A 21,598-nucleotide genomic window follows, 5' to 3' on the forward strand; every position below is an offset into this window, starting at 1 on the left:
CATGATGAGTGTCTAAGAAGAGAAGCTTCTCGCTATGTCTGCGAAGGAATAACGCTGAAATACTTGCATCACTTTTAAAGTAAGCAAAAAAGCAAAAAAGTTTTCGACAAATTGTTCCCCTTCACAACAATGTGGATAATCTTATACACATTATTCACCTTGATATAGGTTATTTTTCTTTAAGATGTTAACATTTTACCCACAACTTATCCACCAAACACTGTGGATAAACGAACGGTTGTTCCTTTTTACAATACATGGTAAGCTTCAAATACACAAAGCGAGTACATAAAACATAAACTTACCATTTTATGATTTTTATACGAATTTAGAATAGCTGTTCCATTATTTTTTATAAAAAAACAGGAGGTGACCATGCCGCTTCTTAAGGGCTATATTATGGAAAAACTTTCGGACGACCTGTTGATTGAATCCTACTTAAAGGCAAGAGAACTGAAACTTAGCAAAGACTTTATTCTACTTATAAAAAAAGAGATCGATAGAAGATCACTTCATGCTAGATTACAGCAAGTGATCATGTAGAGCGTATGCGTACGCTCTATTTTTTTGTGGCTAGCAACTTTTCTGCTTTTCTGTAATCACCTGGGGTAAAGGTAATTTCCACAGGAACTCTCCATTTTTTTTCCCACAACCGCTTATATTTTTTACTCATTTCTGCTGCCTCTTTATGATGATAAGCTTTCACCTTTATCGCGACTACATACTTTTCTTCATCTTTTAGCACAATTGCATGCTTAATATGTTTGTCTTTTGTTATTTCCCTTTTCATTTCTTCAGCAAGGGACGAAGCGTTAAAAACGCCTGTGTCAGAAAAGCTTATGTGTTTTCTGTAATATTCTCTTGGCTGAAAACTAGGGCTTCCTTCTTCTTTTTTATATACAGATCCATTTAAACATCCTGTTAATTGAAACAAAATCAAAAGTAACCCGTATATATGTAATAGTCTCATTATCATTCACCTCTCAAATAGGTTAGGTATTTTTTGGGAAGGATATTCAAGAGATATTAAAATCTAGTGTCAAAGAGAGTGTTTCTCCTTAGTAAAGTATTTGCTAAAACGGAAAGGTTTTGCTTACAATGTAATGGACTATCATGATTATTATTGGGTTTTAAGGAGGTTTGCCGGTATTCATGTTACATTTTTACATATTTGCGCCTTTTTTTGCAGCACTGTTGATCGGGTTATTTGCTAAAAAAGGAAGCCGGATACATACTGGCTGGTTTGTATTGCCTGTTCCAGCCGTACTGTTTATTCTATTTTGTTCGAAACTGCCTGTATTGGCTGAGGGAAAAATTGTTCAGAGTGTCGCTAACTGGATTCCATCACTGGATATCCAATTGAGCTTTTACTTGGACGGGCTTAGCATGCTTTTTTCTTTATTAATAACGGGAATCGGTTCGCTCGTTGTTTTATACTCCATTTATTATTTATCGAAAAAAGAGCAGCTGGTCCATTTTTATGTGTATTTGCTCTTATTTATGGGCTCAATGCTAGGTGTCGTGTTATCGGATAACGTATTTGTACTTTATACGTTTTGGGAATTCACGAGCATTTCATCGTTTTTATTGATCGGTTTCTGGTTTTATCGCGAACGATCAACATATGGTGCTCAAAAATCAATGCTCGTAACGGTCTTTGGAGGACTAGCGATGCTTGGGGCTCTGATTCTCCTTTCTATTACAGCGGAGACAAACAGCATTCGAGAAATCATTGCAAATCGAACTGACATTATTGAAAGCGATTTGTTTATTCCCATCCTGATATTGCTGCTGATCGGAGCGTTTACTAAATCAGCACAGTTTCCGTTTCATAGCTGGCTTCCTGATGCAATGGAAGCACCAACACCTGTCAGTGCATATCTCCACTCGGCAACGATGGTAAAAGCCGGAATCTACTTAGTGGCTAGATTCTCACTCATTTTTAGCGGTACTGATATATTTTTTATAATTGTTACCGGTGCAGGTCTAATCACACTCTGTATTGGGTCTTTTCTCGCGTCACGCCAAACCGATTTAAAAGGGATCCTTGCTTATTCTACGATCAGCCAGCTTGGTATGATCATGTCGATGCTAGGCTTTGGCACAGGAGTTGCGACTCTCGCTGCTATTTTCCATATCTTTAATCACGCCACTTTTAAAGGCAGTCTTTTTATGATTGCAGGTATTGTAGATCATGAGACAGGAACAAGAGATATTAGGAGACTTGGCGGACTATACACGTTTATGCCCATCTCTGCTACTCTTGCCTTTTTTGGGGCGTTTTCAATGGCAGGGATACCACTTCCGATCTTCAACGGCTTTTTAAGTAAGGAAATGTTTTTCGATGCCTCGCTAAAGCTAGAACAAACGAGTGGATTTGCTGCAACGTTTGCCCAGTGGGTTCCATTTCTTGCAGTAGCCGGTAGTATTTTTACTTTTGTTTATTCCATGTATCTTGTTTTTGGTACTTTTACTGGAAAAGCAAAGCTTGATCAGTTAGAGAAAAAGCCTCATGAGGCACCAATCGGCATGCTTATATCACCAATTGTACTTATTGGATTAGTCGTATTGATCGGATTGTTGCCGAATTTAATCAACGAGCCTATTCTTGCACCAGCGGTAGCTTCTGTAAGGGGGGATCTTGCTCTTATACACCTTAAATTTTGGCACGGATTGAATACACCGCTTTATATGTCACTCATTGTTGTCATTCTTGGGATCTTGCTTTCTCTAACATTAAAAAAATGGCAGCCTGTCTATAACAGGGTACCTGGGAAATTTTCAACAGATCGTGTATATCAAGGATTAGTAAACGGGTTATTGACGTTTTCAAAGATCTTAACAAAATCTTATATGACCGGATCTTTGCGTTTATACACATCTATCATTCTTGTTTTCTTGGTCATTTCAACATCGGCTTTTATCTACATGACAGACGGATTTAAAATTTCATTTGATAATTTAGCACCCGTTACATGGCCTGAGGTGTTAATAGGTTCTGTTATGGCTGTTGCTGCTATTGCAACCATTTGGATGAACCAGCGTATTGCCGCAATAATCGTAATCGGGGTCGTCGGGTATGGTCTTTCTTTGCTGTTTGTATTCTTCAGGGCACCTGACTTGGCATTAACACAGCTAATCGTTGAAACGATCACTGTAGCTTTATTCTTGCTATGCTTTGCTCATTTACCAAAGTTAAAAAAGTCGGATAAAAAGAGTTTTGAAAAACTGCTCGATTTTGTAATTGCAGCTTCGACAGGTGCTTTGCTAACCATCGTAGCGATCTCATCACACAGCTCACAATATTTTGACAGCATCGCAAAGTATTTTGTCGATAACTCTTATAAACTCGGCGGAGGAGATAATATCGTAAACGTAATCCTTGTTGATTTCCGAGGATTAGATACTCTATTTGAAATAGCAGTACTTGGTCTCGCTGCTTTGGGCATTTTCGCCATGATAAAATACCGGGATAAAGGAGACATGAATCACTAATGGAAATACTTATGTCTATACTTGCCGGAACTTTATTTGCAGCCGGCGTTTATCTTATACTTCAAAAACAGCTTTTAAAAATTGTACTAGGCACAGCGCTACTATCACATGGGGCACACCTGTTTATTTTAACAATGGGAAAATTGAACCGTGGTGCGCCTCCCATTTTAGAAAAGGGGATCAAAATCTATACTGATCCTCTTCCTCAAGCGCTAATACTGACATCTATTGTTATAAGTTTTGGGGTAACGAGCTTTCTTCTTGTTCTAGCTTACCGTACCTATCAAAGCAATAAGACGGATATGATGGATCAGCTAAGGGGAACGGATGATGAGTAATTTAGTATTTTTGCCAATCTTTATACCATTATTTTTCGGTGTTTTGCTCGTGTTCTTTAATAAGAAACGTAAGTTCACGATCACTACTTCTTTTTTTGTGGTCTTATTAAGCTTAGGGATATCTATCTTTCTTACTTATTATGTTTTTACAGATGGACCGCTTGTTTTAGAGACAGGTGGATGGAGTGCACCATACGGAATCGTCCTGGTTGCTGACCAGTTGTCAGTCATTATGATACTTGCCGTCAATATCATTGCGGCAGCTGCAGCGATTTTTGCGTTAACATCCGTTACGGAGAAGATGATTCACCACTACTTTTATCCCCTGTTCTTTTTATTGATAGCAGGAGTAAGTGGCGCATTCTTAACAGGTGACCTGTTCAACCTTTTCGTATTTTTCGAGGTACTATTGATGGCCTCATATGGATTGATTATAATCGGCGGGTCTAAGCACCAATTTCGAGAATCTGTTAAATATATCTTATTAAATCTATTTTCTTCCATACTATTTGTTACAACAGTCGCCTTTTTATACTCTGTAGTTGGGACTGTAAATATGGCACAGCTTGGGGAAAGAGTTGCAGAAGTTGAACAGCAAGGGATCTTAACGGGGATTGCCATTCTATTATTCATCGTTTTCGCAACAAAAGGAGCATTATTTCCTTTGTATTTTTGGCTTCCTAAGTCCTATATCGTTCCTTCGCCAATTGTTTCAGCACTTTTCGGAGCCTTGTTAACAAAAGTAGGCGTATACTCCATGCTAAGAGTCTTTACTCTCATTTTTTCTCACAAACTTGAGCTGACTCATACCTTTTTCATCTGGGTAGCCACCTTAACGATGATAATTGGAGTAATTGGAGCACTGTCTACATCGAATGTAAAATTAATTATTGCTTATAATATCATGCCTGCCATAGGCTTTATGCTGCTTGGTATCGGAACTTTCTCAGCTGAATCAATCGCTGGTACGATCTATTATTTAGTTCATGACATGGCAATCAAAGCTGCACTATTTTTCTTGGTGGGATTACTTGCTTGGCATGCTGGAACTTCAAACCTTCAAAAAATGGGAGGTTATATTAAAACTGCGCCACTTATGGGCTGGATGTTTTTCATAGCATCCCTTGTTTTAGCAGGAATCCCTCCTTTTAGCGGATTTATCGGTAAGTATCTTCTTTTAAGAGGCGCAATGGACGAAGGTCACTATATCGCTGCTGGTGTCGGATTGTTATCAAGTCTGTTAATTTTATTTTCAGTCATCCGCATTTTCATTGGTGCTTTCTGGGGAGAGTTAAAAGAAGATCCTCAACAAAAAGTAAAATCTTCTGGATTAACAGCTTCTGCTATTCTTCTAGCTATCTCTATTGTTTTAGGAGTCGGTGCGGAATGGTTTTATCCATATATTCAGGCCGCAGCAGACAGTCTAATTGATCCGCAAATCTATATTGATTTTGTATTAAAGGAGTAATCCCATGACATTTCAACTTATTCTAAATTTGCTGATCGGCGTTATTTGGATGTTTTTATCTGAGAGCTACTCTTTCGCAAGTTTTTTAGTTGGATTTGTGATCGGGGCAGCGCTGCTGTTTTTATTAAATCGGTTCATTCCAGACTCTTACTACTTTAAATATGTAAAGGCGATCGCATTTTTGATCTTTTTGTTTATTAAAGAGCTGATCTTATCAAACATAGAAGTACTAAAGTGGATCTACAAACCTCGGCTTGATTTTCAACCAGGAATTTTAGCACTCCCCATTGATGTAAAGAAGAATTGGGAAATTACGCTACTTGCTAACTTGATCACTCTTACACCTGGAACTCTTTCTGTAGATGTTTCTAAAGATCAAAGATTCATCTATATACATGCCCTGGATTTACCTGATGTGAACGAAACGATCGTTTCCATTAAAGATTCTTTCGAAAAAGCAATAAGGGAGGTAACACGATGACAGATTGGTTCTCTATCGTTGTCTATATATGTTTATTCGTCACTACCATCTCTATTCTGCTTCTTCTATATCGAGCAGTAATTGGTCCGTCCAATCCAGATCGTGTTGTGGCACTCGATACAATTGGAATTAACTTAATAGCGATCACTGGGTTAATGGCTATCATTTTAGATACGGTCCAACTAAACGATATCATCTTGCTGATTGGAATATTGACTTTTATTGCAACAGTTGCTGTTGCAAAATTCTTAGAAAAGGGTGTTATCATTGATCAAGATCGTGATTAGCTTTTTCCTTATCATCGGCACCTTTATCATTTTTTCCGGTACGCTTGGCGTTCTTCGATTTCCAGATGTTTATTCAAGGCTTCATGCAGCCAGTAAAGCTTCGACACTAGGCGTTTCTGGAATTCTTATTGGATCGTTTATCTATGTGTTAGCTGAAATGAACTTGTTCAGTGGAAAACTAATTCTAGGAATCCTCTTCGTACTTATGACAGCTCCTGTTGCAGGTCATATGATCTCTAGGGCTGCTTACCGGACAGGTGTCCCACTGTCTGATAAAACGGTTTTTAATGAACTTGAAAAGAATCATAGGTCTAACGGTCAATAAGCAGGCAACGTCAATCAGCTCCTCTAATGACATATAATGAATAAAGTGGGTATATACTTTTAAGCAACGTAAATTACAGGTGAGAATGGGGAGCTGACTTTAAGTAATGACCCCTTTTCCACCTAAATTCATTATCACTTTAGCTCTGCTACCCATTTGAGGAGTGATTATATGTTCATGCTTGAGAGAGAGAGGATTGATTCATCATTAAAGAAAGTGAAGGGGCAAACAGCTAACTTCTTAACGCTGATTAACTTATCACTTGGTGTTTTAGCATTATTGTTTATCATTTCAGGCCACTTGAAAATAAGTTTTATCTTGATCTTTTTGGCAGGTTTAATTGATCGATTCGATGGGATGGTAGCTAGAATGCTGAATATTGAATCCGAGTTTGGAAAGCAATTAGATTCACTCTGTGATTTAATATCATTTGGCATTGCACCCGCCTTTTTAATCTATCAAGTTGTTCTCTATCAATTTGGTGTACCTGGTTTGATATTTACAATGATCTTTATCGTATGCGGTGCCATCCGTCTTGCCCGCTTCAATATTACCGAGTTTACCGGCTCTTTCGTGGGACTTCCCATTACCGTGGCAGGCTGTTTAATGGCTGCTGGATATTTGACGGTTCATTTCGTACCAGGATTTCTTTATATGTTCCTTATCTTTGGATTATCTATCTTGATGATTAGCAATATCTCTGTTGAAAAGAGATAAAGGGATTTTCTTGTGGGGTGCAGTGAAACAATTGATTCGGATAAGAAAAAGCTTGGCGATGTGCCAAGCTTTTTTCATTTTACAAAGCCCTTGTTTTAGTAGTAAAGACACTAGTAAGTGGAAATCTGGAAAAACAAGCTGTGATCACGGACTTTTGTGGGGTAATCACGGAATAATAGGATATAATCACGGAAAAAACATGCTCCATCACGGAAAAAATCAATCCCCCCTTAAATGTGTACTCCTCAAAAAGACACCCCCAGCACAAACTCTGCACAAAAAACGGCAGCTCCCATAAAGGGAACTGCCAGTAAAAAAATCAAATAGCTTTCAAAATTACTCTTCTGTTAGTGCCAAAAATTCTTCTACATCTGCTGCTGCTAATTCGATTCCTTTTAACCAGAAATCTTGTTTTGTTACATCAATCCCTAAATGCTTTTGTGCGAGCTCTTCCACTTGCATCTTACCAGTGTCTTGTAGAAGCGCAATGTATTTTTCCTCAAACGATGGCCCTTCTTCTTTTGCTTTTGCATAAATACCTGCAGAGAATAAATAGCCGAACGTATACGGGAAGTTGTAAAACGGAACATCTGTAATGTAGAAATGAAGCTTAGACGCCCAGAAATATGGGTGATACTCTTCAAGTGAATCGTTAAAGGCTTCTTTTTGTGCTTCTTCCATCAATTCGCACAATCGCTCGACAGAAAGTTGACCAGTTTTTCTTTCTTCATACATTCTTGTTTCAAACAAGAAACGCGCATGTATGTTCATAAAGAACGCTACAGATCTTTGTGCTTTGTCTTCAAGAAGCGCAATTTTTTCCTCTTTTGTTTTCGCGTTTGTAACTGCTGCATCTGCAACGATCATCTCAGCGAATGTAGAAGCTGTTTCTGCAACATTCATCGCATAATTTGTTGCATAATAAGGCATTTCTTTTAATACATCTGAATGAAATGCATGACCTAGTTCATGTGCAAGCGTGGAAACATTGCTAGGTGTTCCAGAGAATGTCATAAAGATACGAGTTTCTTTTTTTGTAGGAAAACCTGTACAAAATCCACCAGGTCTTTTTCCTGAACGATCTTCCGCTTCAATCCAGCCATCCAAAAACGCCTTTTCTGAGAAATCGGCCATTTTAGGTGCTAATGTACGGAAATGTTCAACAATAAACTGGGCAGCTTCATCATAGCTCATTTTGCTGTTAGCTGAAGATAATGGTGCATCAACATCATACCAGCTTAATTTATCAAGATTTAAGAGTTTCGCTTTACGGTCAAGATAGTTTACGAAGATGTCTTTTTTAGAAGCGATCGCATCCCACATTGCTGTAAGTGTCTCTTCTTTCATACGATTGATCGCAAGAGGTTCTTTTAATGTCTCTTCCCATCCTCTGTGCTTGTAAATTTCATTTCTAAAACCAGCGATGTGATTAATAGAAGCTGCACAAAATTCTCCTTCATGATCCCAAGCTTCAACAAACTTTTTGAACGTATCTTTTCGAACTTGACGATCAGGGCTAGAGAACTTGTTTTCTGCCTGACCTACAGATAGTTGTTCTTCTTTGCCATCGATCTCTACTTTAATATTGATTCTGCCCACTACTAGATCATATAGAGTTGACCATGCATGGTAGCCGTCAACTGCTAGATCATTGATTAAGGACTCTTCTGAAATACCAAGCTTTTCTTTCGCTTTTGTTCTTCTCTCGTTTAAATAGAACGCAATATCTTTGTATTCAGGAAGGCTCATAAGATCTTTCCAGGCATCTTCAGAGATTTCCATCAACTTTTGATCGATTACAGAACCAACGTTAGAGAAAGCTGCGTAAACCGATTCTAATCTTCCACGAAGAGCCATCGCCTTCTTATCTTTTACATCTTGAGCGATCAAACAACCGATAAAGGCTCCTGCAGTTGATAACCTCTCAGAAAAACTTTGAAGTTCCTCGACCAGACTTAGGAAATTTTCGTTTGTAAACGTGAATGATTCTGCTTTTTTCGCAAGTTCTTTTGCTTCATTTTCAGTCCAATTTATTTCAGCTAATAACTCTTTTGAATCACTTCCGCCAGGAAAAACGGAATCAAGTTCCCAAGTTTGTCTCAAATCTTGTAATAGCATATTTCTCCCCCATTATGTACATATTTCCACTCTTTTCTTATTATAAAAAATATTCAAACAAAAATCGACTATGAAGTTTATTTTTGTGTATTTATTTTTTTAGCTTTATAGATAACCTTGCCGCACATGAGGAAACACCCTATCAGTTAACTACTTTTAGGTGATTCTTGCTAGTCATTTAATTAGTGTAAGACACGAATTCAATCTGTGGCATAAAAAAACTCTCCAGTCATGGGAGAGTTTCACTTCATTATTATTCAGCTATTGCAGCATAAACAAAATAGGCCAACACAACGACGAAAGATCCATATAACACAGCTTCTTGCATAATAACGCCTCCTGGTTTTTTTACCTATTCTATTCCCTGTTTTATTGATTTAAACACAGTACAGGTGATTTTCTTATCTCACTTGTTTTCCTAAGTTTGCTTTTGCCTGCTGTATTAATTCTTTTACCATTCTCCCGCCAATCTGCCCGCCAACACGTCCAGCATCTTTAGAAGTGATCGTTCCGTTATATCCTTTTTCTAACGATACGCCCATATCTCTTGCCACTTCATATTTCACATCATCTGGTGACTGATCAGATACTTTGTATCCTGCTTCTCTCATCACTTTCGCTTTTAGCCGATCAAGACCTTCTCTAGCTTCAGGAACAATGGGCTGTCTTTTTCTGCGTGCCATATATAAAAACTCCTTTTTTCTTTAGTTTGCCCGAAGCCAAAAATAAAAAGGCTGTAAATGTTACCAGCCTTAGTGTGTTACCGTTCAGATTGCTGACGGCTTCTATAGAACTCATGAAAAAGCTTCATTAGTGCTCTTTTTTCGATTCTTGATACGTAACTTCTTGAAATACCAAGCTGTTTTGCGATCTCGCGCTGCGTTTTTTCTTTTTGAAGATCTAGACCAAAACGTCCCACAATGACTTCTTTTTCCCTGTCATCTAGTACATGAATATAATCGTAAATTTTCTTTTTCTGCATCTTCAATTGAATGGCATCCACTACATCTTCCGTTTCCGCTTTCAATACATCGATCAACGTAATCTCATTTCCTTCTTTATCCGTTCCGATCGGATCATGGAGGGATACATCTTTTTTGGTCTTCTTTAACGCCCTTAAATGCATCAAAATCTCATTCTCTATACAACGAGCTGCATAGGTCGCAAGCTTCGTTCCTTTGCCCCTGGAATAACTCTCGATCGCTTTAATCAGGCCGATGGTACCGATGGAGATAAGATCCTCTGTGTCTTCTCCTGTGTTCTCAAACTTTTTTACGATATGCGCCACAAGCCGTAAGTTGTGCTCGATCAGCATGGCTCTCGCGTGTTCGTTTCCTTCCGCCATCTCTTTTAAGTACTGCTTTTCTTCATTTTCAGAAAGGGGCTGGGGAAATGCATTGTTCTTAACATATGACACAAACAGCATGACTTCTTTAAAAAAATAGGCCAACACACCTACTAATGACATAACAGCACCTCCAAGACGTTCTGTTTTCCCTTATGTTTATGCAAAGTTGGGCTTGGGTGTGTCTGTACATCAAAAATCACACGAAACCTTTTTAATTTTTATTTCGTACTAGAAATAAATGGTTTAAAACCACAATGATCCATACTATAATTGAGCATAGAATGAGGTGAGATGATGAATAAAACCAAGAAACTTATCGCCGGTGTATCTTCTGCATCTGTTGTTGTTATGCTTTCAGGCTGCAATGATTATTCAGCAGAAGAGCTTCCACCAGAACCAACCGATACAGAATGTCAGGATTGGGAGTGGGATTCAGAAGACGGTGTTTATGAATGTGATGACACAAATTCCCGCTATTTTGGCCATTACTTTTTTGGCGGAGGGTATTACAAAGGAAAAAGCAGCTTGTTAAAAAGCTCAGCATATAAGTCTTACAAAAGCAGTTCCAGCTTTAAAGGTGGAGGGTCTGGTTTTGGAGGAAGCAAAGGATTTGGCGGATAAATCATGAGGAGTTGTGAAGATGAACTTATTTCTTAATTTTGCCCTTTATGCAGCAACGGGCCTTGGCTTACTATTTATTGGTTTTATCATTTTCGAACTAACGACAAAAACAAAAGAACTTCAGTTGATCAGCAAAGGAAACTCTGCTGCTGCTCTGTCACTTGGCGGTAGGCTTTTTGGGCTCGCTTTTGTCATTGGATCTTCCATTGCCAATTCATTGAGCATTATTGATTTGCTGATTTGGGGATCTGTGGGTATTATTGCTCAAATACTTGCCTTGTTTGTTGCAGAACACTTAGCAATCCGTTCGAGCATCTCAAAAGCGATTGATGCAGATAATAAAGCAGTAGGACTGCTAGTCATGTTTCTAAGCCTCTCTGTCGGCTGGGTTATCGCTCAATGTCTTACATATTAAAAAAGCATGCGGCATTTGTCCGCATGCTTAAATTTTTTCTCCTACGTACACAACATAAACTGCACGGTCTTCGTCAATTTCCGCTGAATCGCGTAAGTACTGACCTTTCCCTGGAATATCAACGACATCTTTTAATAAATAACGCATAACATCCCAGTGGCTGTTTAATGCTTGAACATGCAGGATGGGCATATCACCCGTTTTGTTGTACGTTCTGAACTCTAAAAATATCCCTCTACCTTTGTAACTCGGTTCTTCCGCAAACCGTCTGACCTGCCCTAACTCTTTTATAACTAAGATTTCTTCGCTGCCCTTCATTTCGTTGGATTGAAGTTCGTACTCCATTCCTCCAGAAACAAAAAATTCACATAGCTGCCTCGCATATTTTTCATCGTTATGCATATTTTCGGGTATTTTGTAGGTTAAGAAGGGTTCATAATTTTCTTGTTTTTCTATGTAATACGTAAGTTCCATTGTTCTCATCCTCTTTATTCTTTGTTATCTTTATAATACCAGTTATCGTTTTGAATGTATGTTCGGAGGTATTTCACTTGAGTTATGCAGAAAACAGAACAAATTTTTATAGACAGCTTCCCGAGTTTTGGGCTGACATGTACGGACAAGAATATGCGTTATACACCCCATATAAAATCTCTGAAGGCGTGCCAAAAGCCATAAAGAATCTAGGTGAAAAAGCGGGGCAAATCCTATTCAAGACAGCTTCATTATTGCAGTCAGAGAGTATAGAGGATGATACGTTAAAGCTTTTAGGCTTTCCAGAATCCATTCTCCCTTTTCTTCGTTATCAAACACCTTTGCCTAAAACGGTGATCGGAAGAATCGATTCTATTGAAACACCGTTTGGACACAAGATCATGGAGTTCAACAGTGATACCCCTACCTTTATCTATGAATGCTTTAAAGTTAATGGATTACTCAGCCAACACTTTGGATACAGCGATCCGAATAAAGGTACGGAAGAACAATTAAAACAAGCAGTTCGGTCGGCTATCTTAACATCTTATCGTCATCTAAAAACATCACATGCACCCCATATTGTTTTTACAGCACATGATGAAAATTTAGAAGATAAACAAACGGTGCTTTATTTAAAAGAACTATCTGGATTCCCTTCAAAATTTGTACCTTTGGATAAGTTGATCATTAAGAAAGATATGGGGTTGTTTGATCAGCAAGGGAAGAAAATCGATGTATTATACAGACAGACGTTTCCGATTGAACTTTTAATTCAAGATAAAGATAAAGAGACCAATGAAGATATAGGGCTTCAACTGACTCAGCTTGTTATACAAAACAAATTGGCCATTGTAAATCCTCCCTCTGCATTCCTCTTACAAAGCAAAGCTGTACTCGCTGTAATCTGGGGTCTTCATGAAGAACAATCGCCATTCTTTACAAAAGAAGAACATGAATGGATCGGTCGTTATTTTCTTCCTACCTATTTAGAGCCTGATATTTTCTTAGTTAATAAGGAAAAATTTGTGCAAAAGCCGGTTTTTGGTCGCGAGGGAGATACCGTTCGTGTATTTGACGAGAAAGGTTGTTTGATTGACCAAGATCAGCATACCACATATGATAATTATGTAAGTATTTATCAAAAGCATGTACCACTACCTAAAATGAAATTTGAATCACAGCAAGGTGAGCAAGAAGGCTATCGAATGACTGGTACATTCATCATTAACGGAAAGCCAAGTGCTTTTGGTTATCGTGTCGGCAACGCCATAACAGATAATTTATCTTATTTTCTACCGTCCTATTTAAAGAAATAGCGCCATACCATTCTTCTGGCAGGCGCTTTTTTTTTATCTTACAGCCAAGATGACATATTATATACGGTCTTTTCTTTCGCACGATCATAAAGAGATTTTACTTCTTCATCATGAGCATATAATTCTTCTGAACGTCGGTTTGTCTTTATAGAAAAGGTTATTGTTACAAAAAACAAGTGTAGTGTAAACATATTAATTTACTCCTCATTTCAATTATTTTTTTCCTTAGGTCGAATCTTTCTCCGTTAAAAGCCATGTAAGCAGGTTAATTCCAATCATTATCATTTCCATCTCCTCCTTTAGATTTATAAAAAAAACACCGCAGAATGAATCCTGCGGTGTTTGATAAGCACACAAAAAACCGCAGGCATTCGACCCGCGGTGTCTTTTAAACAAAATTAAACAGACATAATGCTCCATAGGGCGGTCGAACGTTTAATATTTAATTGTTTAATCATTTTCAATCTCATCATTGTGTCCAACCTCCTTTTGTTTTTTTTTACTTTACTTAGCAAATCATACACAAATTACCAAGTGTTGTAAAGAAATATTTTTAATCCTTTAAAAGAATATGCTGAAGCTTGATAAATGTTTACAAATAATACGGGGAATCCGTAAAAATAGGTTCTTCTCTACTGGAAGATTTTTATGTGTACACTTTCACAAACTTTTACTATAATAAGTATTGTAAAGGGGGAAACACGAATGATACATCCTAAGGTCATCTTTGCTTCAACACGACCTTTTTCATTAACTGCTTCAGTCATACCCGTCCTTTTTGGGACGATTTTAGCCCTGCAATGGACAAACATCCATTGGACTACTTTTTTATTAACACTTCTTGGTGCGTTATTTCTACAATGTGGAACTAACCTTGTTAACGACTACTTCGACCACGTAAAAGGTGCAGATATTCCTGGATCATTGAGTCCTTCAGGGGTAATCGATCGTAAAGAGATGACACCTCGCCAAGTTTATATAACAGGTTTAATCTTCTTTGGTCTTAGCATAATTGTTGGACTTATCTTAACAGCTTTAACGGGCCCTGTAGTACTTTATATTGGTATTCCTTCTTTGTTGGTGGGTTATTTTTATACAGCTACTCGATATGCCCTAGCTTATAACGGTTTAGGTGAACTAGCATCTGGAAGTACGTTAGGAATACTCGCTGTTGTAGGTTCTTTTTACACACAAACATTAAACGTAAATCTTGAAATATTTTTAGCTTCAATACCTAATGCTCTCTTAGTAATGGCCATTCTTCATGCCAATAACTTACGAGATTTTGATACGGATAAACAGATCGGCAAAACGACAGTCGCTGGATTGATCGGCAGAAAAGCATCTAGAGTTGAGTATTACATTTTGATGCTTGGAACTTATATCAGTTTAGCAGCACTTGTTATCACGAATATTTTACCAGTGTGGAGCCTCATAGCTGCTATCACCTTACCCATTGCGTTAAAAGGTTTACAAATTGCCATTTCTACATGGGATGCGAAAGAATTAAACAAAGCACTTGGTTTAACAGCTCTGCTTCATATGGCATTTGGAATTCTTCTATGTATGGGTACACTTACAGGAATTCTTCTATAACACGAAAAAATGTCCGCCTTCAAAAGGCGGACATTTTTTTAGCCTTTTCCCGCTTGAAATCCTGGATACAGTGTCATTCCGCCGTCAGCTATCAGCGTTAATCCGGTTACATAGCTTGCTTGATTGGATGCGAGCCATACCGCCGTAGCTGCGATCTCTTCAGGTTCACCAATATACCCCATCGGGATCAGCTTTAGAACTCCTTCTCTTTGCTTAGGATCTGCAAATTTTTCTGCATTGATCGGTGTATTAATCGCACCGGGAGCAATGCTGTTTATTCTAATCTTTTTAGGAGCATATTCAAGTGCCAGTGTTTGTGTCATTAATTTTATACCGCCTTTACTTGCTGCATAATGAACAAAATGCGGCCACGGGATAATCTCATGAACACTCGACATATTGATGATCGCACCTTGAATATCGTGGTTTAAAAAGTAATCAAGCGCTTCTCTGCAGCCTAAAAATTGTCCGGTCAAATTTGTTGAGATTACCTTATTCCAATCCTCTAGTGATAGTTCATGTGAAGGCACCTCGTTTTCTATGCCTGCATTATTGATCATGATATGGAGTGACCCAAACTCTTCTGTTGCTTTTTTAATAAGTTGTTTGATGTCATCTTCTTTCGTGACATCCCCCTGAACGGAAATTGCATTTCCGCCGCTCTTCTTAATTTCATTTATCATTTCATCTGTTTCTTTTACTTGTTTTTCAGAATGGTAATTGATAACGACATTCGCTTTTTCTTGGCCAAACCGTAACGCACATGCTTTACCAATACCTGTAGCTGCTCCCGTAATGATAACCGTTTTACCGTTTAAATCTGGATACATTGCCATTCAGCTCCTCTATGATTTAGTGAACCCTAACATAACGCCGCCTGCTATGATAAGCACACATCCTGAGACCACCCATATGATTTCTTTTTTGCTTCTTTTTTCACCTAATAGAAAAATACCGCCAAGCGTCGAGATAATGATACCGGTTTGTGAAAGCGAGAAGCTTGTGGCGATTCCAATGAGAGGCAATGCAAGCAGGAGTGTTAGATTTCCCGTACTCCAGATCAGGCCAGTTAGAATGTTTCTAACTGAATATTTATTGAAGGGTTTATGTTTTAGTGAGAGTACAAGTGCCCCTATAAACATGCCAACAGCTTGAGGTAAGATCGCCTGCCAGCCATTAACTTCAAACCATCTGATGATCACCACATATGTAACGTATCCAGCCGTTGAAATTAAAAGAAATGTGATTCCCTTTTTAAAGTTCTGTTTGTCATTTTCGTCGCCCTGCTCGCTTCTTCTCGACGTTAACAGAGCTCCCGATACAATCGCTGTTATTGCAACTACTCCTATAATAATTTCCGTCGTCGTTTTCCACTCATGAAACACGATGACACCAAACAAGGTTGTTCCAAACAACTGCATGCCTGTTGATAAGGGTACGATTTTAGAAACTCCTAAATAATCAACACTTGCAAATTGGTTTCGCTGTCCGATGACCCAAAAGATACCTGAAATAACCCCAATTGCAATAACTGACATGTTTAGATCAGGTTGTACAATAAAAAAAGCTACAACTGAAAACAACAAGGCTCCTAATGTCATCCCAAATGTTTGACTGTGAAAGTCACCACCGAGCTTTTCACTCACTAATACGATGCTTCCCCAACAAACTGCTGTAATAAGTGCCCAGATGATACCCAAATACTTCACTTCTTTCTCTCTTAAGATCGTTATCTCTTAGTATGGCCATTAGCGGCCATTCCGTATCCATTCCCCAATTTTCACTTCGTAAAAACAAAAATACCGCCCTTTTTTAAGGACGGTACGTGAAATTTTTATATTTTTATTCGCTTAGTTCTTGTAATTGTGTTTTGCACTTTCGAACGACATTATACATAAGTGCAGTGAATCCTAAACACGTGGTAGAAGCAATACCTAGCGTGATGGATTGGATAAAGTTTTTGTCTTCAACAGGTAGTACTAGTCCTAAATAAAAGAACGTGCTAACAGCCAACAAAATAAACCCGAAACGCTGGTAGTCAGAAATCTTCTTTTGTAATTGTTCAACCTTGTTTTTCATAGCAGTCTCTACCTCCTAACCTCTACTAAGAGGATAACATAGGTAAGACAGTGACCTACCAAGCAGTTTTTGACAAAAACGTGAAGAAACTTTGTCTAAATCGTGATCATAATTCAATATACAGGTTGGGGTATCTTAAGCGCTAATTTTAAGAAAGAATAGAAATAATACTAGAAATTTTGCAGTTAATCCAGCGAGTTTTCGCTATAATAAGGCAAGTTTTGTTCATATATCAGCAAGTCTACATAATACGACAAACCTTATATGTCATATCCCCCTATCCTCACATTTTAATCGCTTTCAAATTAACTCTACTATATAAAAAAAACAAGCACCTGCTCAGGCACTTGTTCTTCAAATTTGTTATTAGCTTAATGCATTTTTAAGATCATCAATCAAATCATCAGCATCTTCTATACCTACAGAGATACGAATTAATCCATCTGTAATGCCAAGTTCTGCTCTGCGTTCAGCTGGTATCGACGCATGCGTCATTCTAGCTGGTACTGAGATTAAACTCTCAACTGCACCTAAACTTTCAGCTAGAGTAAAGTATTTTACTTTTTTCAGCACAGCATCAGCATTCGCTTGGGATCCAACATCAAATGAAACCATTCCACCAAAACCGCCTGCTTGTTTTTTTGCAATTTCGTGCTGCGGATGATCTTCAAGTCCTGGGTAATAAATTTTTTCGACAGAAGGATGCTCTTTCAAAAACTCAACAATCTTCTTTGTATTGCTTTCATGAGCTTCCATACGTATACCTAGTGTCTTGATTCCACGGATTAATAGCCATGAATCCTGTGGCCCTAGAACGCCTCCCGTAGAATTTTGAACAAAGTGGAGATCTTCTCCTAGCTTTTCATCATTTACTACGACTAGACCTGCTACAACGTCACTGTGACCGCCAATATACTTCGTTGCAGAATGAAGAACGATATCTGCACCTAGTTCAATCGGGTTTTGCCAATACGGTGTATTGAACGTATTATCCACCATGAATAAAAGGTTTTTCCCTTTTGCCCATGAAGCTACTGCTTCAATATCTGTAACTTTTAGCAGTGGATTTGTCGGTGTTTCAACATAAACGGCTTTTGTGTTTGGTTTTAGAGCCGCTTCAATCTGGTCAATATCTGTGGTATCTACAAAAGTAGAGTCAATTCCAAGACGATTTAATACTTTACTCATCACACGATAGGTTCCGCCGTAAACGTCATCTGTTAATATAACATGATCACCAGAATCAAAAAGCATCATGACAGCAGTGATCGCAGCCATACCAGAGCCAAACGCAAATCCGCGCTTCCCGCCTTCTAAGTCTTTTATCAATTCTTCTAGTGCATGCCTTGTTGGGTTTCCTGTTCTAGAGTATTCAAAACCGCTATGAACGCCAACATCTTCTTGTTTATATGTGCTTACTTGATAGATTGGAAAAGACACAGCTCCTGTGGTTTTATCAGAAGGAATGCCTCCGTGGATCAGTTTAGTCTTACGTTTCATATCAGATGCCTCCTTCATAAATTTTCTTGCTTAAATAACGCTCTGAACTGTCTGCAAATATCGTTACGATGTTCTGCCCTGATTGTGCAGATTGTGCTTCAATCAATGCAGCGTGGAGCGCGGCTCCTGAGGAACTTCCAACGAGCAATCCTTCCTTTTTAGCCAGTTCAGCTACCCGTTGAAAAGCATCAACATCGGTAACGGTATGAACGCTGTTAAAATAGGCAGTATCCATATAGTCTGGCAGAAACTCCATTCCTATTCCCTCAGTCTTATGAGGTCCGGATTTTCCCCCGTTAAGAATAGATCCTTCAGGTTCCACGATTACGGTTTTTATAGATTTGTTCTTTTCTTTCAAATAGCGAGCCGTTCCCATAAAAGTTCCGCCCGTACCTGCACCTGCCACAAAAACATCAACGTTTCCATCTAAATCGTTCCAAATTTCTGGCCCTAATGTTTTATAGTAAGTGTTCGGATTGTCAGGATTTGAAAATTGAGAAGGAGAAAAAGAGTCCGGAATCTCATTTATAAGCTCGTTTGTTTTCTTGATCGCACCTTTAATCCCTTCAGCTGTTGGTGTGTGAACAATTGTTGCACCTAACGCTTTCATAAGCTCTTGTTTCTCAATGCTGAATTTTTCTGGAATAACAAAAATGACGTTAATTCCTTTATTGATTGCTGCAAGGGCAAGGCCGATCCCAGTATTTCCTGCTGTAGGCTCTATAATGGTACCGCCTTTAACCAGCTGCCCCTTAGCTAAAGCAGAATCTAAAAGTTCCATCCCAAGACGGTCTTTCACGCTCCCCCCTGGGTTCATAAATTCTAACTTAGCAAAAAGACGTACACCTTCTGGAAGTGGAAATTGAGTGATCTCCAACAAAGGTGTATTGCCGATCAATTCGTGCACATTTTTATAATAATTCATTTCAATCGTCCTCTATTCTGAGAAAACAATATGCCACTCATCTTTTTTAGCAAGCATCTTGCGTGCAATTTCTTTCGCGCCTTCAAGACTGTGATTTGCTGCCCATCCACATTGTACTTCGTTACAAGCAGGTACTTCTGTAGCTTCTAATACGTCATTTAAAGTCTTTTCGAGCACCTCTAAAATCTCATCATAGTTATCGTGGTTAATGACAGAGAGATAGAAACCAGTCTGACAACCCATTGGGCTGATATCAACAACTGTTGAATGATGGTTGCGAATATTTTCTGCCATCAAGTGTTCGATGGAGTGAAGTCCTTCCATTGGCATATGGTCTTTGTTAGGCTGGCAGAATCGGATATCGTATTTATGAATCACATCACCGTTTGCGCCTGTCGTTGTACCCGCTAAACGGATATAAGGTGCAACAACTTTTGTATGGTCAAGGTTAAAGCTCTCTACATTCATTTTCTTTGTCATAATGATTTCAGCTCCTCTACAATTTGTTGTACTAGTTCTGCTGAGTTCTTTGATGCCGTTTGTAAAAATTGATCATAAGAAACGCGTGCATCTTTCCCTGCAATGTCCGACAAAGAACGGATAATAACAAAAGGAACAGAAAACTGATAGCACGTTTGGGCAATTGCTGCCGCTTCCATTTCAGCAGCATATAAAGCTGGAAACTTTGCTCTAATGTCCTCTACCCGTTTATGGTCACTCATAAAAGAATCACCCGAAGCAATCAATCCTTTTGCAACTTGGATGTTTTGTACACGCTCTCCAGCCTTTACAGCCGCCTCGACAAGCTTTTGATCAGGCAGATAGTTCGGCGGCATCTGAGGAACTTGCCCATGCTCATATCCGAAAATTGTTGCATCCACATCATGATGACGAACATCTGTTGAGATGACGACATCTCCAACATTTAGATCAGAGTGGAAACCGCCGGCAGATCCTGTGTTTAAAATAACATCTGGACTGTACAGCTGAATTAATAGCGTTGTTCCGATTGCTGCATTTACTTTTCCAATTCCTGATTTTAAAAGAACCACTTCTTGATCGTTCAACAAGCCTTTATAAAATTCACAACCTGCAAGTTTTTTCTCTTCAAGTCCTGTAAGCTGCTCACGTAATAGAACAACTTCTTCTTCCATTGCACCGATAATTCCGATTCTTTTCATGTTATTCTCCAATGTCTATTTTTTTACCGCTTCCATCAGCCAGACATATTCATTCAGCTTTTCAAACGAAACGTCAAAGTCATATTTCTTAAAGATATCTTCAAGGACACCGATGGTCGTATAATATTCTGTCTGCAAATCTTTTAGTAGATTAAGGTAGCCTTGGGATCTAACTTTTTCATGACGTTCTTTTTTATCGTCTTCATGAAGATAAGCGGTATCTGCAAAGACAATTTTACCATCTTTTTTGAGCAGCTGGCTATACTGTCCAACCGCAGTATCTTTTTCATCATCTGTTAAATGGTGAAAAGCATACGTACTAACAATTGTATCAATTTCTTGATCAAGTTTTGGAAAAGATAAAAAATCTCCATCATAGAGCTTTAAATCTGGATTTCGGATTACCGCTTTTTCCCGCATTCCTTTTGAAGGCTCGATGCCAACAACTGTTTTTCCGCTCTTAAGAAGCTTCTCACTCAAGTTGCCGGTACCCACTCCGAACTCTAATACTACATTGCCGGAACGCTGCACAACAGTTTCTAAAATTTCATCGTATCTATGAAAGACTTCTTTATATTCTTGATCGTCTCCTGAAACCGTTTCGTCATAAGAAGAAGACCACTCATCAAAAAGATCAATAAATTCTCGTCCCATTTTTCCCACTCCATGTTTTAAATTATATAATTCCTATCAATATACTATGAATTAAAATCTTACAGGTTCCAAATTAGCATAGTTTCTAAAAATTTTCAAATAAAAAATCTCTTAGATTAGGTAGGTATTAGAACTGTAAGAAAAAATGAAAAGTGAAACGTATGAATGTGGCTCACCGTTTACCCCGCTGAAAACTTTCTAAATCCGAAATCATCAACTTTCAAAACCAACAGCGTTATTTCAAAAAAAAAAAAAAA

At 38.4% G+C, this 21,598-nt stretch carries 26 protein-coding genes; 12 read left to right on the plus strand and 14 right to left on the minus strand.

Features of this window, described 5'->3' with window-relative positions; translation table 11 throughout:
- Window positions 1-399 precede the first annotated feature (399 nt).
- On the plus strand, window positions 400-543 hold the full coding sequence (locus AWM68_RS04690; RefSeq protein WP_066237834.1) for a sporulation histidine kinase inhibitor Sda: 144 nt from the start codon (window positions 400-402) through the stop codon (window positions 541-543).
- A 16-nt stretch (window positions 544-559) separates the two neighbouring features.
- Here AWM68_RS04690 and AWM68_RS04695 read toward each other — a convergent pair whose 3' ends face one another.
- The gene (locus AWM68_RS04695) at window positions 560-970 is read right to left on the minus strand and encodes a hypothetical protein (RefSeq protein WP_066237734.1); all 411 of its coding nucleotides are present in this window, start codon (window positions 968-970) and stop codon (window positions 560-562) included.
- Between the two features lie 182 nt (window positions 971-1,152).
- Here AWM68_RS04695 and AWM68_RS04700 point away from each other — a divergent pair, with 182 nt between their 5' ends.
- The 7 genes from AWM68_RS04700 to pssA all read left to right on the plus strand — a co-directional run bounded on the left by AWM68_RS04700 (window position 1,153) and on the right by pssA (window position 7,111).
- Window positions 1,153-3,495, plus strand: a complete 2,343-nt coding sequence (locus tag AWM68_RS04700; protein WP_066237737.1) for a Na+/H+ antiporter subunit A — start codon at window positions 1,153-1,155, stop codon at window positions 3,493-3,495.
- Window positions 3,495-3,833, plus strand: coding sequence for a Na(+)/H(+) antiporter subunit C (locus AWM68_RS04705; RefSeq protein WP_066237739.1), 339 nt, complete (start codon window positions 3,495-3,497; stop codon window positions 3,831-3,833). The genes AWM68_RS04700 and AWM68_RS04705 overlap by 1 nt, the downstream gene beginning before the upstream one ends.
- Window positions 3,826-5,301, plus strand: coding sequence for a Na+/H+ antiporter subunit D (locus AWM68_RS04710; protein WP_066237742.1), 1,476 nt, complete (start codon window positions 3,826-3,828; stop codon window positions 5,299-5,301). The genes AWM68_RS04705 and AWM68_RS04710 overlap by 8 nt, the downstream gene beginning before the upstream one ends.
- A gap of 4 nt (window positions 5,302-5,305) precedes the next feature.
- A complete protein-coding gene (locus AWM68_RS04715; RefSeq protein ID WP_066237746.1) occupies window positions 5,306-5,782 on the plus strand; it encodes a Na+/H+ antiporter subunit E in 477 nt (158 codons plus the stop codon).
- Window positions 5,779-6,069 carry a Na(+)/H(+) antiporter subunit F1 gene (locus AWM68_RS04720; RefSeq protein WP_066237749.1) on the plus strand — a complete coding sequence of 97 codons (291 nt, stop codon included), beginning with the start codon at window positions 5,779-5,781 and terminating at the stop codon, window positions 6,067-6,069. The genes AWM68_RS04715 and AWM68_RS04720 overlap by 4 nt, the downstream gene beginning before the upstream one ends.
- Complete coding sequence (gene mnhG, locus AWM68_RS04725) at window positions 6,041-6,394, plus strand: monovalent cation/H(+) antiporter subunit G (protein ID WP_066237757.1); 354 nt, start codon at window positions 6,041-6,043, stop codon at window positions 6,392-6,394. Before AWM68_RS04720 ends, mnhG begins: the two co-directional genes overlap by 29 nt.
- A gap of 171 nt (window positions 6,395-6,565) precedes the next feature.
- A complete protein-coding gene (gene pssA / locus AWM68_RS04730; protein ID WP_066237759.1) occupies window positions 6,566-7,111 on the plus strand; it encodes a CDP-diacylglycerol--serine O-phosphatidyltransferase in 546 nt (181 codons plus the stop codon).
- 336 nt (window positions 7,112-7,447) lie between these two features.
- On the opposite strand, the gene AWM68_RS04740 is transcribed toward pssA, so the two are convergent.
- The 3 genes from AWM68_RS04740 to sigK all read right to left on the minus strand — a co-directional run bounded on the left by AWM68_RS04740 (window position 7,448) and on the right by sigK (window position 10,697).
- Entirely contained in the window at window positions 7,448-9,229 is a 1,782-nt protein-coding gene (locus AWM68_RS04740) for a M3 family oligoendopeptidase (protein WP_066237766.1), read from the minus strand.
- A gap of 401 nt (window positions 9,230-9,630) precedes the next feature.
- Window positions 9,631-9,912, minus strand: coding sequence for an alpha/beta-type small acid-soluble spore protein (locus AWM68_RS04745; RefSeq protein ID WP_066237769.1), 282 nt, complete (start codon window positions 9,910-9,912; stop codon window positions 9,631-9,633).
- A gap of 77 nt (window positions 9,913-9,989) precedes the next feature.
- Window positions 9,990-10,697 carry an RNA polymerase sporulation sigma factor SigK gene (gene sigK, locus AWM68_RS04750; protein ID WP_066237772.1) on the minus strand — a complete coding sequence of 236 codons (708 nt, stop codon included), beginning with the start codon at window positions 10,695-10,697 and terminating at the stop codon, window positions 9,990-9,992.
- 171 nt (window positions 10,698-10,868) lie between these two features.
- Here sigK and AWM68_RS04755 point away from each other — a divergent pair, with 171 nt between their 5' ends.
- A complete protein-coding gene (locus AWM68_RS04755) occupies window positions 10,869-11,198 on the plus strand; it encodes a hypothetical protein (RefSeq protein WP_419865570.1) in 330 nt (109 codons plus the stop codon).
- A 19-nt stretch (window positions 11,199-11,217) separates the two neighbouring features.
- The gene (locus tag AWM68_RS04760) at window positions 11,218-11,613 is read left to right on the plus strand and encodes a DUF350 domain-containing protein (protein WP_066237777.1); all 396 of its coding nucleotides are present in this window, start codon (window positions 11,218-11,220) and stop codon (window positions 11,611-11,613) included.
- A gap of 27 nt (window positions 11,614-11,640) precedes the next feature.
- Here the strand turns inward: AWM68_RS04760 and AWM68_RS04765 are convergent, their stop codons facing one another.
- The gene (locus AWM68_RS04765; RefSeq protein WP_066237780.1) at window positions 11,641-12,087 is read right to left on the minus strand and encodes a hypothetical protein; all 447 of its coding nucleotides are present in this window, start codon (window positions 12,085-12,087) and stop codon (window positions 11,641-11,643) included.
- A gap of 77 nt (window positions 12,088-12,164) precedes the next feature.
- Between AWM68_RS04765 and AWM68_RS04770 the strand changes: the two genes are divergently transcribed.
- Window positions 12,165-13,406, plus strand: a complete 1,242-nt coding sequence (locus AWM68_RS04770; protein ID WP_066237783.1) for a glutathionylspermidine synthase family protein — start codon at window positions 12,165-12,167, stop codon at window positions 13,404-13,406.
- A 38-nt stretch (window positions 13,407-13,444) separates the two neighbouring features.
- Here AWM68_RS04770 and AWM68_RS20975 read toward each other — a convergent pair whose 3' ends face one another.
- Entirely contained in the window at window positions 13,445-13,597 is a 153-nt protein-coding gene (locus tag AWM68_RS20975; RefSeq protein ID WP_082820580.1) for a YrzI family small protein, read from the minus strand.
- A 514-nt stretch (window positions 13,598-14,111) separates the two neighbouring features.
- Here AWM68_RS20975 and menA point away from each other — a divergent pair.
- On the plus strand, window positions 14,112-15,002 hold the full coding sequence (menA, locus tag AWM68_RS04775) for a 1,4-dihydroxy-2-naphthoate octaprenyltransferase (RefSeq protein WP_066237786.1): 891 nt from the start codon (window positions 14,112-14,114) through the stop codon (window positions 15,000-15,002).
- A gap of 38 nt (window positions 15,003-15,040) precedes the next feature.
- Here menA and AWM68_RS04780 read toward each other — a convergent pair whose 3' ends face one another.
- From AWM68_RS04780 to AWM68_RS04815, 8 genes are all read right to left on the minus strand, one after another.
- Entirely contained in the window at window positions 15,041-15,832 is a 792-nt protein-coding gene (locus tag AWM68_RS04780) for a glucose-1-dehydrogenase (RefSeq protein ID WP_066237791.1), read from the minus strand.
- Between the two features lie 15 nt (window positions 15,833-15,847).
- Window positions 15,848-16,702, minus strand: coding sequence for a GRP family sugar transporter (locus AWM68_RS04785; RefSeq protein WP_066237836.1), 855 nt, complete (start codon window positions 16,700-16,702; stop codon window positions 15,848-15,850).
- A 142-nt stretch (window positions 16,703-16,844) separates the two neighbouring features.
- Entirely contained in the window at window positions 16,845-17,081 is a 237-nt protein-coding gene (locus tag AWM68_RS04790) for a YrhC family protein (RefSeq protein WP_066237794.1), read from the minus strand.
- A 366-nt stretch (window positions 17,082-17,447) separates the two neighbouring features.
- Entirely contained in the window at window positions 17,448-18,581 is a 1,134-nt protein-coding gene (locus tag AWM68_RS04795) for a bifunctional cystathionine gamma-lyase/homocysteine desulfhydrase (RefSeq protein WP_066237795.1), read from the minus strand.
- Window position 18,582: 1 nt separating this feature from the next.
- A complete protein-coding gene (locus AWM68_RS04800; RefSeq protein WP_066237798.1) occupies window positions 18,583-19,506 on the minus strand; it encodes a PLP-dependent cysteine synthase family protein in 924 nt (307 codons plus the stop codon).
- Between the two features lie 12 nt (window positions 19,507-19,518).
- Entirely contained in the window at window positions 19,519-19,986 is a 468-nt protein-coding gene (locus tag AWM68_RS04805; protein WP_066237801.1) for an S-ribosylhomocysteine lyase, read from the minus strand.
- On the minus strand, window positions 19,983-20,687 hold the full coding sequence (gene mtnN / locus AWM68_RS04810) for a 5'-methylthioadenosine/S-adenosylhomocysteine nucleosidase (protein ID WP_066237804.1): 705 nt from the start codon (window positions 20,685-20,687) through the stop codon (window positions 19,983-19,985). Before mtnN ends, AWM68_RS04805 begins: the two co-directional genes overlap by 4 nt.
- A gap of 15 nt (window positions 20,688-20,702) precedes the next feature.
- Complete coding sequence (locus AWM68_RS04815) at window positions 20,703-21,341, minus strand: class I SAM-dependent methyltransferase (protein WP_066237807.1); 639 nt, start codon at window positions 21,339-21,341, stop codon at window positions 20,703-20,705.
- Between the last annotated feature and the right edge of the window lie 257 nt (window positions 21,342-21,598).

It is taken from the genome of Fictibacillus phosphorivorans, assembly GCF_001619875.1.
Lineage (GTDB): Bacteria > Bacillota > Bacilli > Bacillales > Fictibacillaceae > Fictibacillus > Fictibacillus phosphorivorans_B.

Coding starts and splice junctions, on each gene's coding strand:
- AWM68_RS04795 (WP_066237795.1), bottom strand. CDS start 18,581: ATGAAACGTAAGACTAAACTGATCCACGGAGGCATTCCTTCTGATAAA.
- sigK (WP_066237772.1), bottom strand. CDS start 10,697: ATGTCATTAGTAGGTGTGTTGGCCTATTTTTTTAAAGAAGTCATGCTG.
- AWM68_RS04760 (WP_066237777.1), top strand. CDS start 11,218: ATGAACTTATTTCTTAATTTTGCCCTTTATGCAGCAACGGGCCTTGGC.
- AWM68_RS04755 (WP_419865570.1), top strand. CDS start 10,869: ATGATGAATAAAACCAAGAAACTTATCGCCGGTGTATCTTCTGCATCT.
- AWM68_RS04800 (WP_066237798.1), bottom strand. CDS start 19,506: ATGAATTATTATAAAAATGTGCACGAATTGATCGGCAATACACCTTTG.
- AWM68_RS04700 (WP_066237737.1), top strand. CDS start 1,153: ATGTTACATTTTTACATATTTGCGCCTTTTTTTGCAGCACTGTTGATC.
- AWM68_RS04690 (WP_066237834.1), top strand. CDS start 400: ATGGAAAAACTTTCGGACGACCTGTTGATTGAATCCTACTTAAAGGCA.
- AWM68_RS04805 (WP_066237801.1), bottom strand. CDS start 19,986: ATGACAAAGAAAATGAATGTAGAGAGCTTTAACCTTGACCATACAAAA.
- AWM68_RS04715 (WP_066237746.1), top strand. CDS start 5,306: ATGACATTTCAACTTATTCTAAATTTGCTGATCGGCGTTATTTGGATG.
- AWM68_RS04745 (WP_066237769.1), bottom strand. CDS start 9,912: ATGGCACGCAGAAAAAGACAGCCCATTGTTCCTGAAGCTAGAGAAGGT.
- AWM68_RS04780 (WP_066237791.1), bottom strand. CDS start 15,832: ATGTATCCAGATTTAAACGGTAAAACGGTTATCATTACGGGAGCAGCT.
- AWM68_RS04710 (WP_066237742.1), top strand. CDS start 3,826: ATGAGTAATTTAGTATTTTTGCCAATCTTTATACCATTATTTTTCGGT.
- AWM68_RS04790 (WP_066237794.1), bottom strand. CDS start 17,081: ATGAAAAACAAGGTTGAACAATTACAAAAGAAGATTTCTGACTACCAG.
- pssA (WP_066237759.1), top strand. CDS start 6,566: ATGTTCATGCTTGAGAGAGAGAGGATTGATTCATCATTAAAGAAAGTG.
- AWM68_RS04740 (WP_066237766.1), bottom strand. CDS start 9,229: ATGCTATTACAAGATTTGAGACAAACTTGGGAACTTGATTCCGTTTTT.
- AWM68_RS04765 (WP_066237780.1), bottom strand. CDS start 12,087: ATGGAACTTACGTATTACATAGAAAAACAAGAAAATTATGAACCCTTC.
- AWM68_RS04720 (WP_066237749.1), top strand. CDS start 5,779: ATGACAGATTGGTTCTCTATCGTTGTCTATATATGTTTATTCGTCACT.
- AWM68_RS04695 (WP_066237734.1), bottom strand. CDS start 970: ATGAGACTATTACATATATACGGGTTACTTTTGATTTTGTTTCAATTA.
- AWM68_RS20975 (WP_082820580.1), bottom strand. CDS start 13,597: ATGTTTACACTACACTTGTTTTTTGTAACAATAACCTTTTCTATAAAG.
- AWM68_RS04815 (WP_066237807.1), bottom strand. CDS start 21,341: ATGGGACGAGAATTTATTGATCTTTTTGATGAGTGGTCTTCTTCTTAT.
- AWM68_RS04705 (WP_066237739.1), top strand. CDS start 3,495: ATGGAAATACTTATGTCTATACTTGCCGGAACTTTATTTGCAGCCGGC.
- menA (WP_066237786.1), top strand. CDS start 14,112: ATGATACATCCTAAGGTCATCTTTGCTTCAACACGACCTTTTTCATTA.
- mtnN (WP_066237804.1), bottom strand. CDS start 20,687: ATGAAAAGAATCGGAATTATCGGTGCAATGGAAGAAGAAGTTGTTCTA.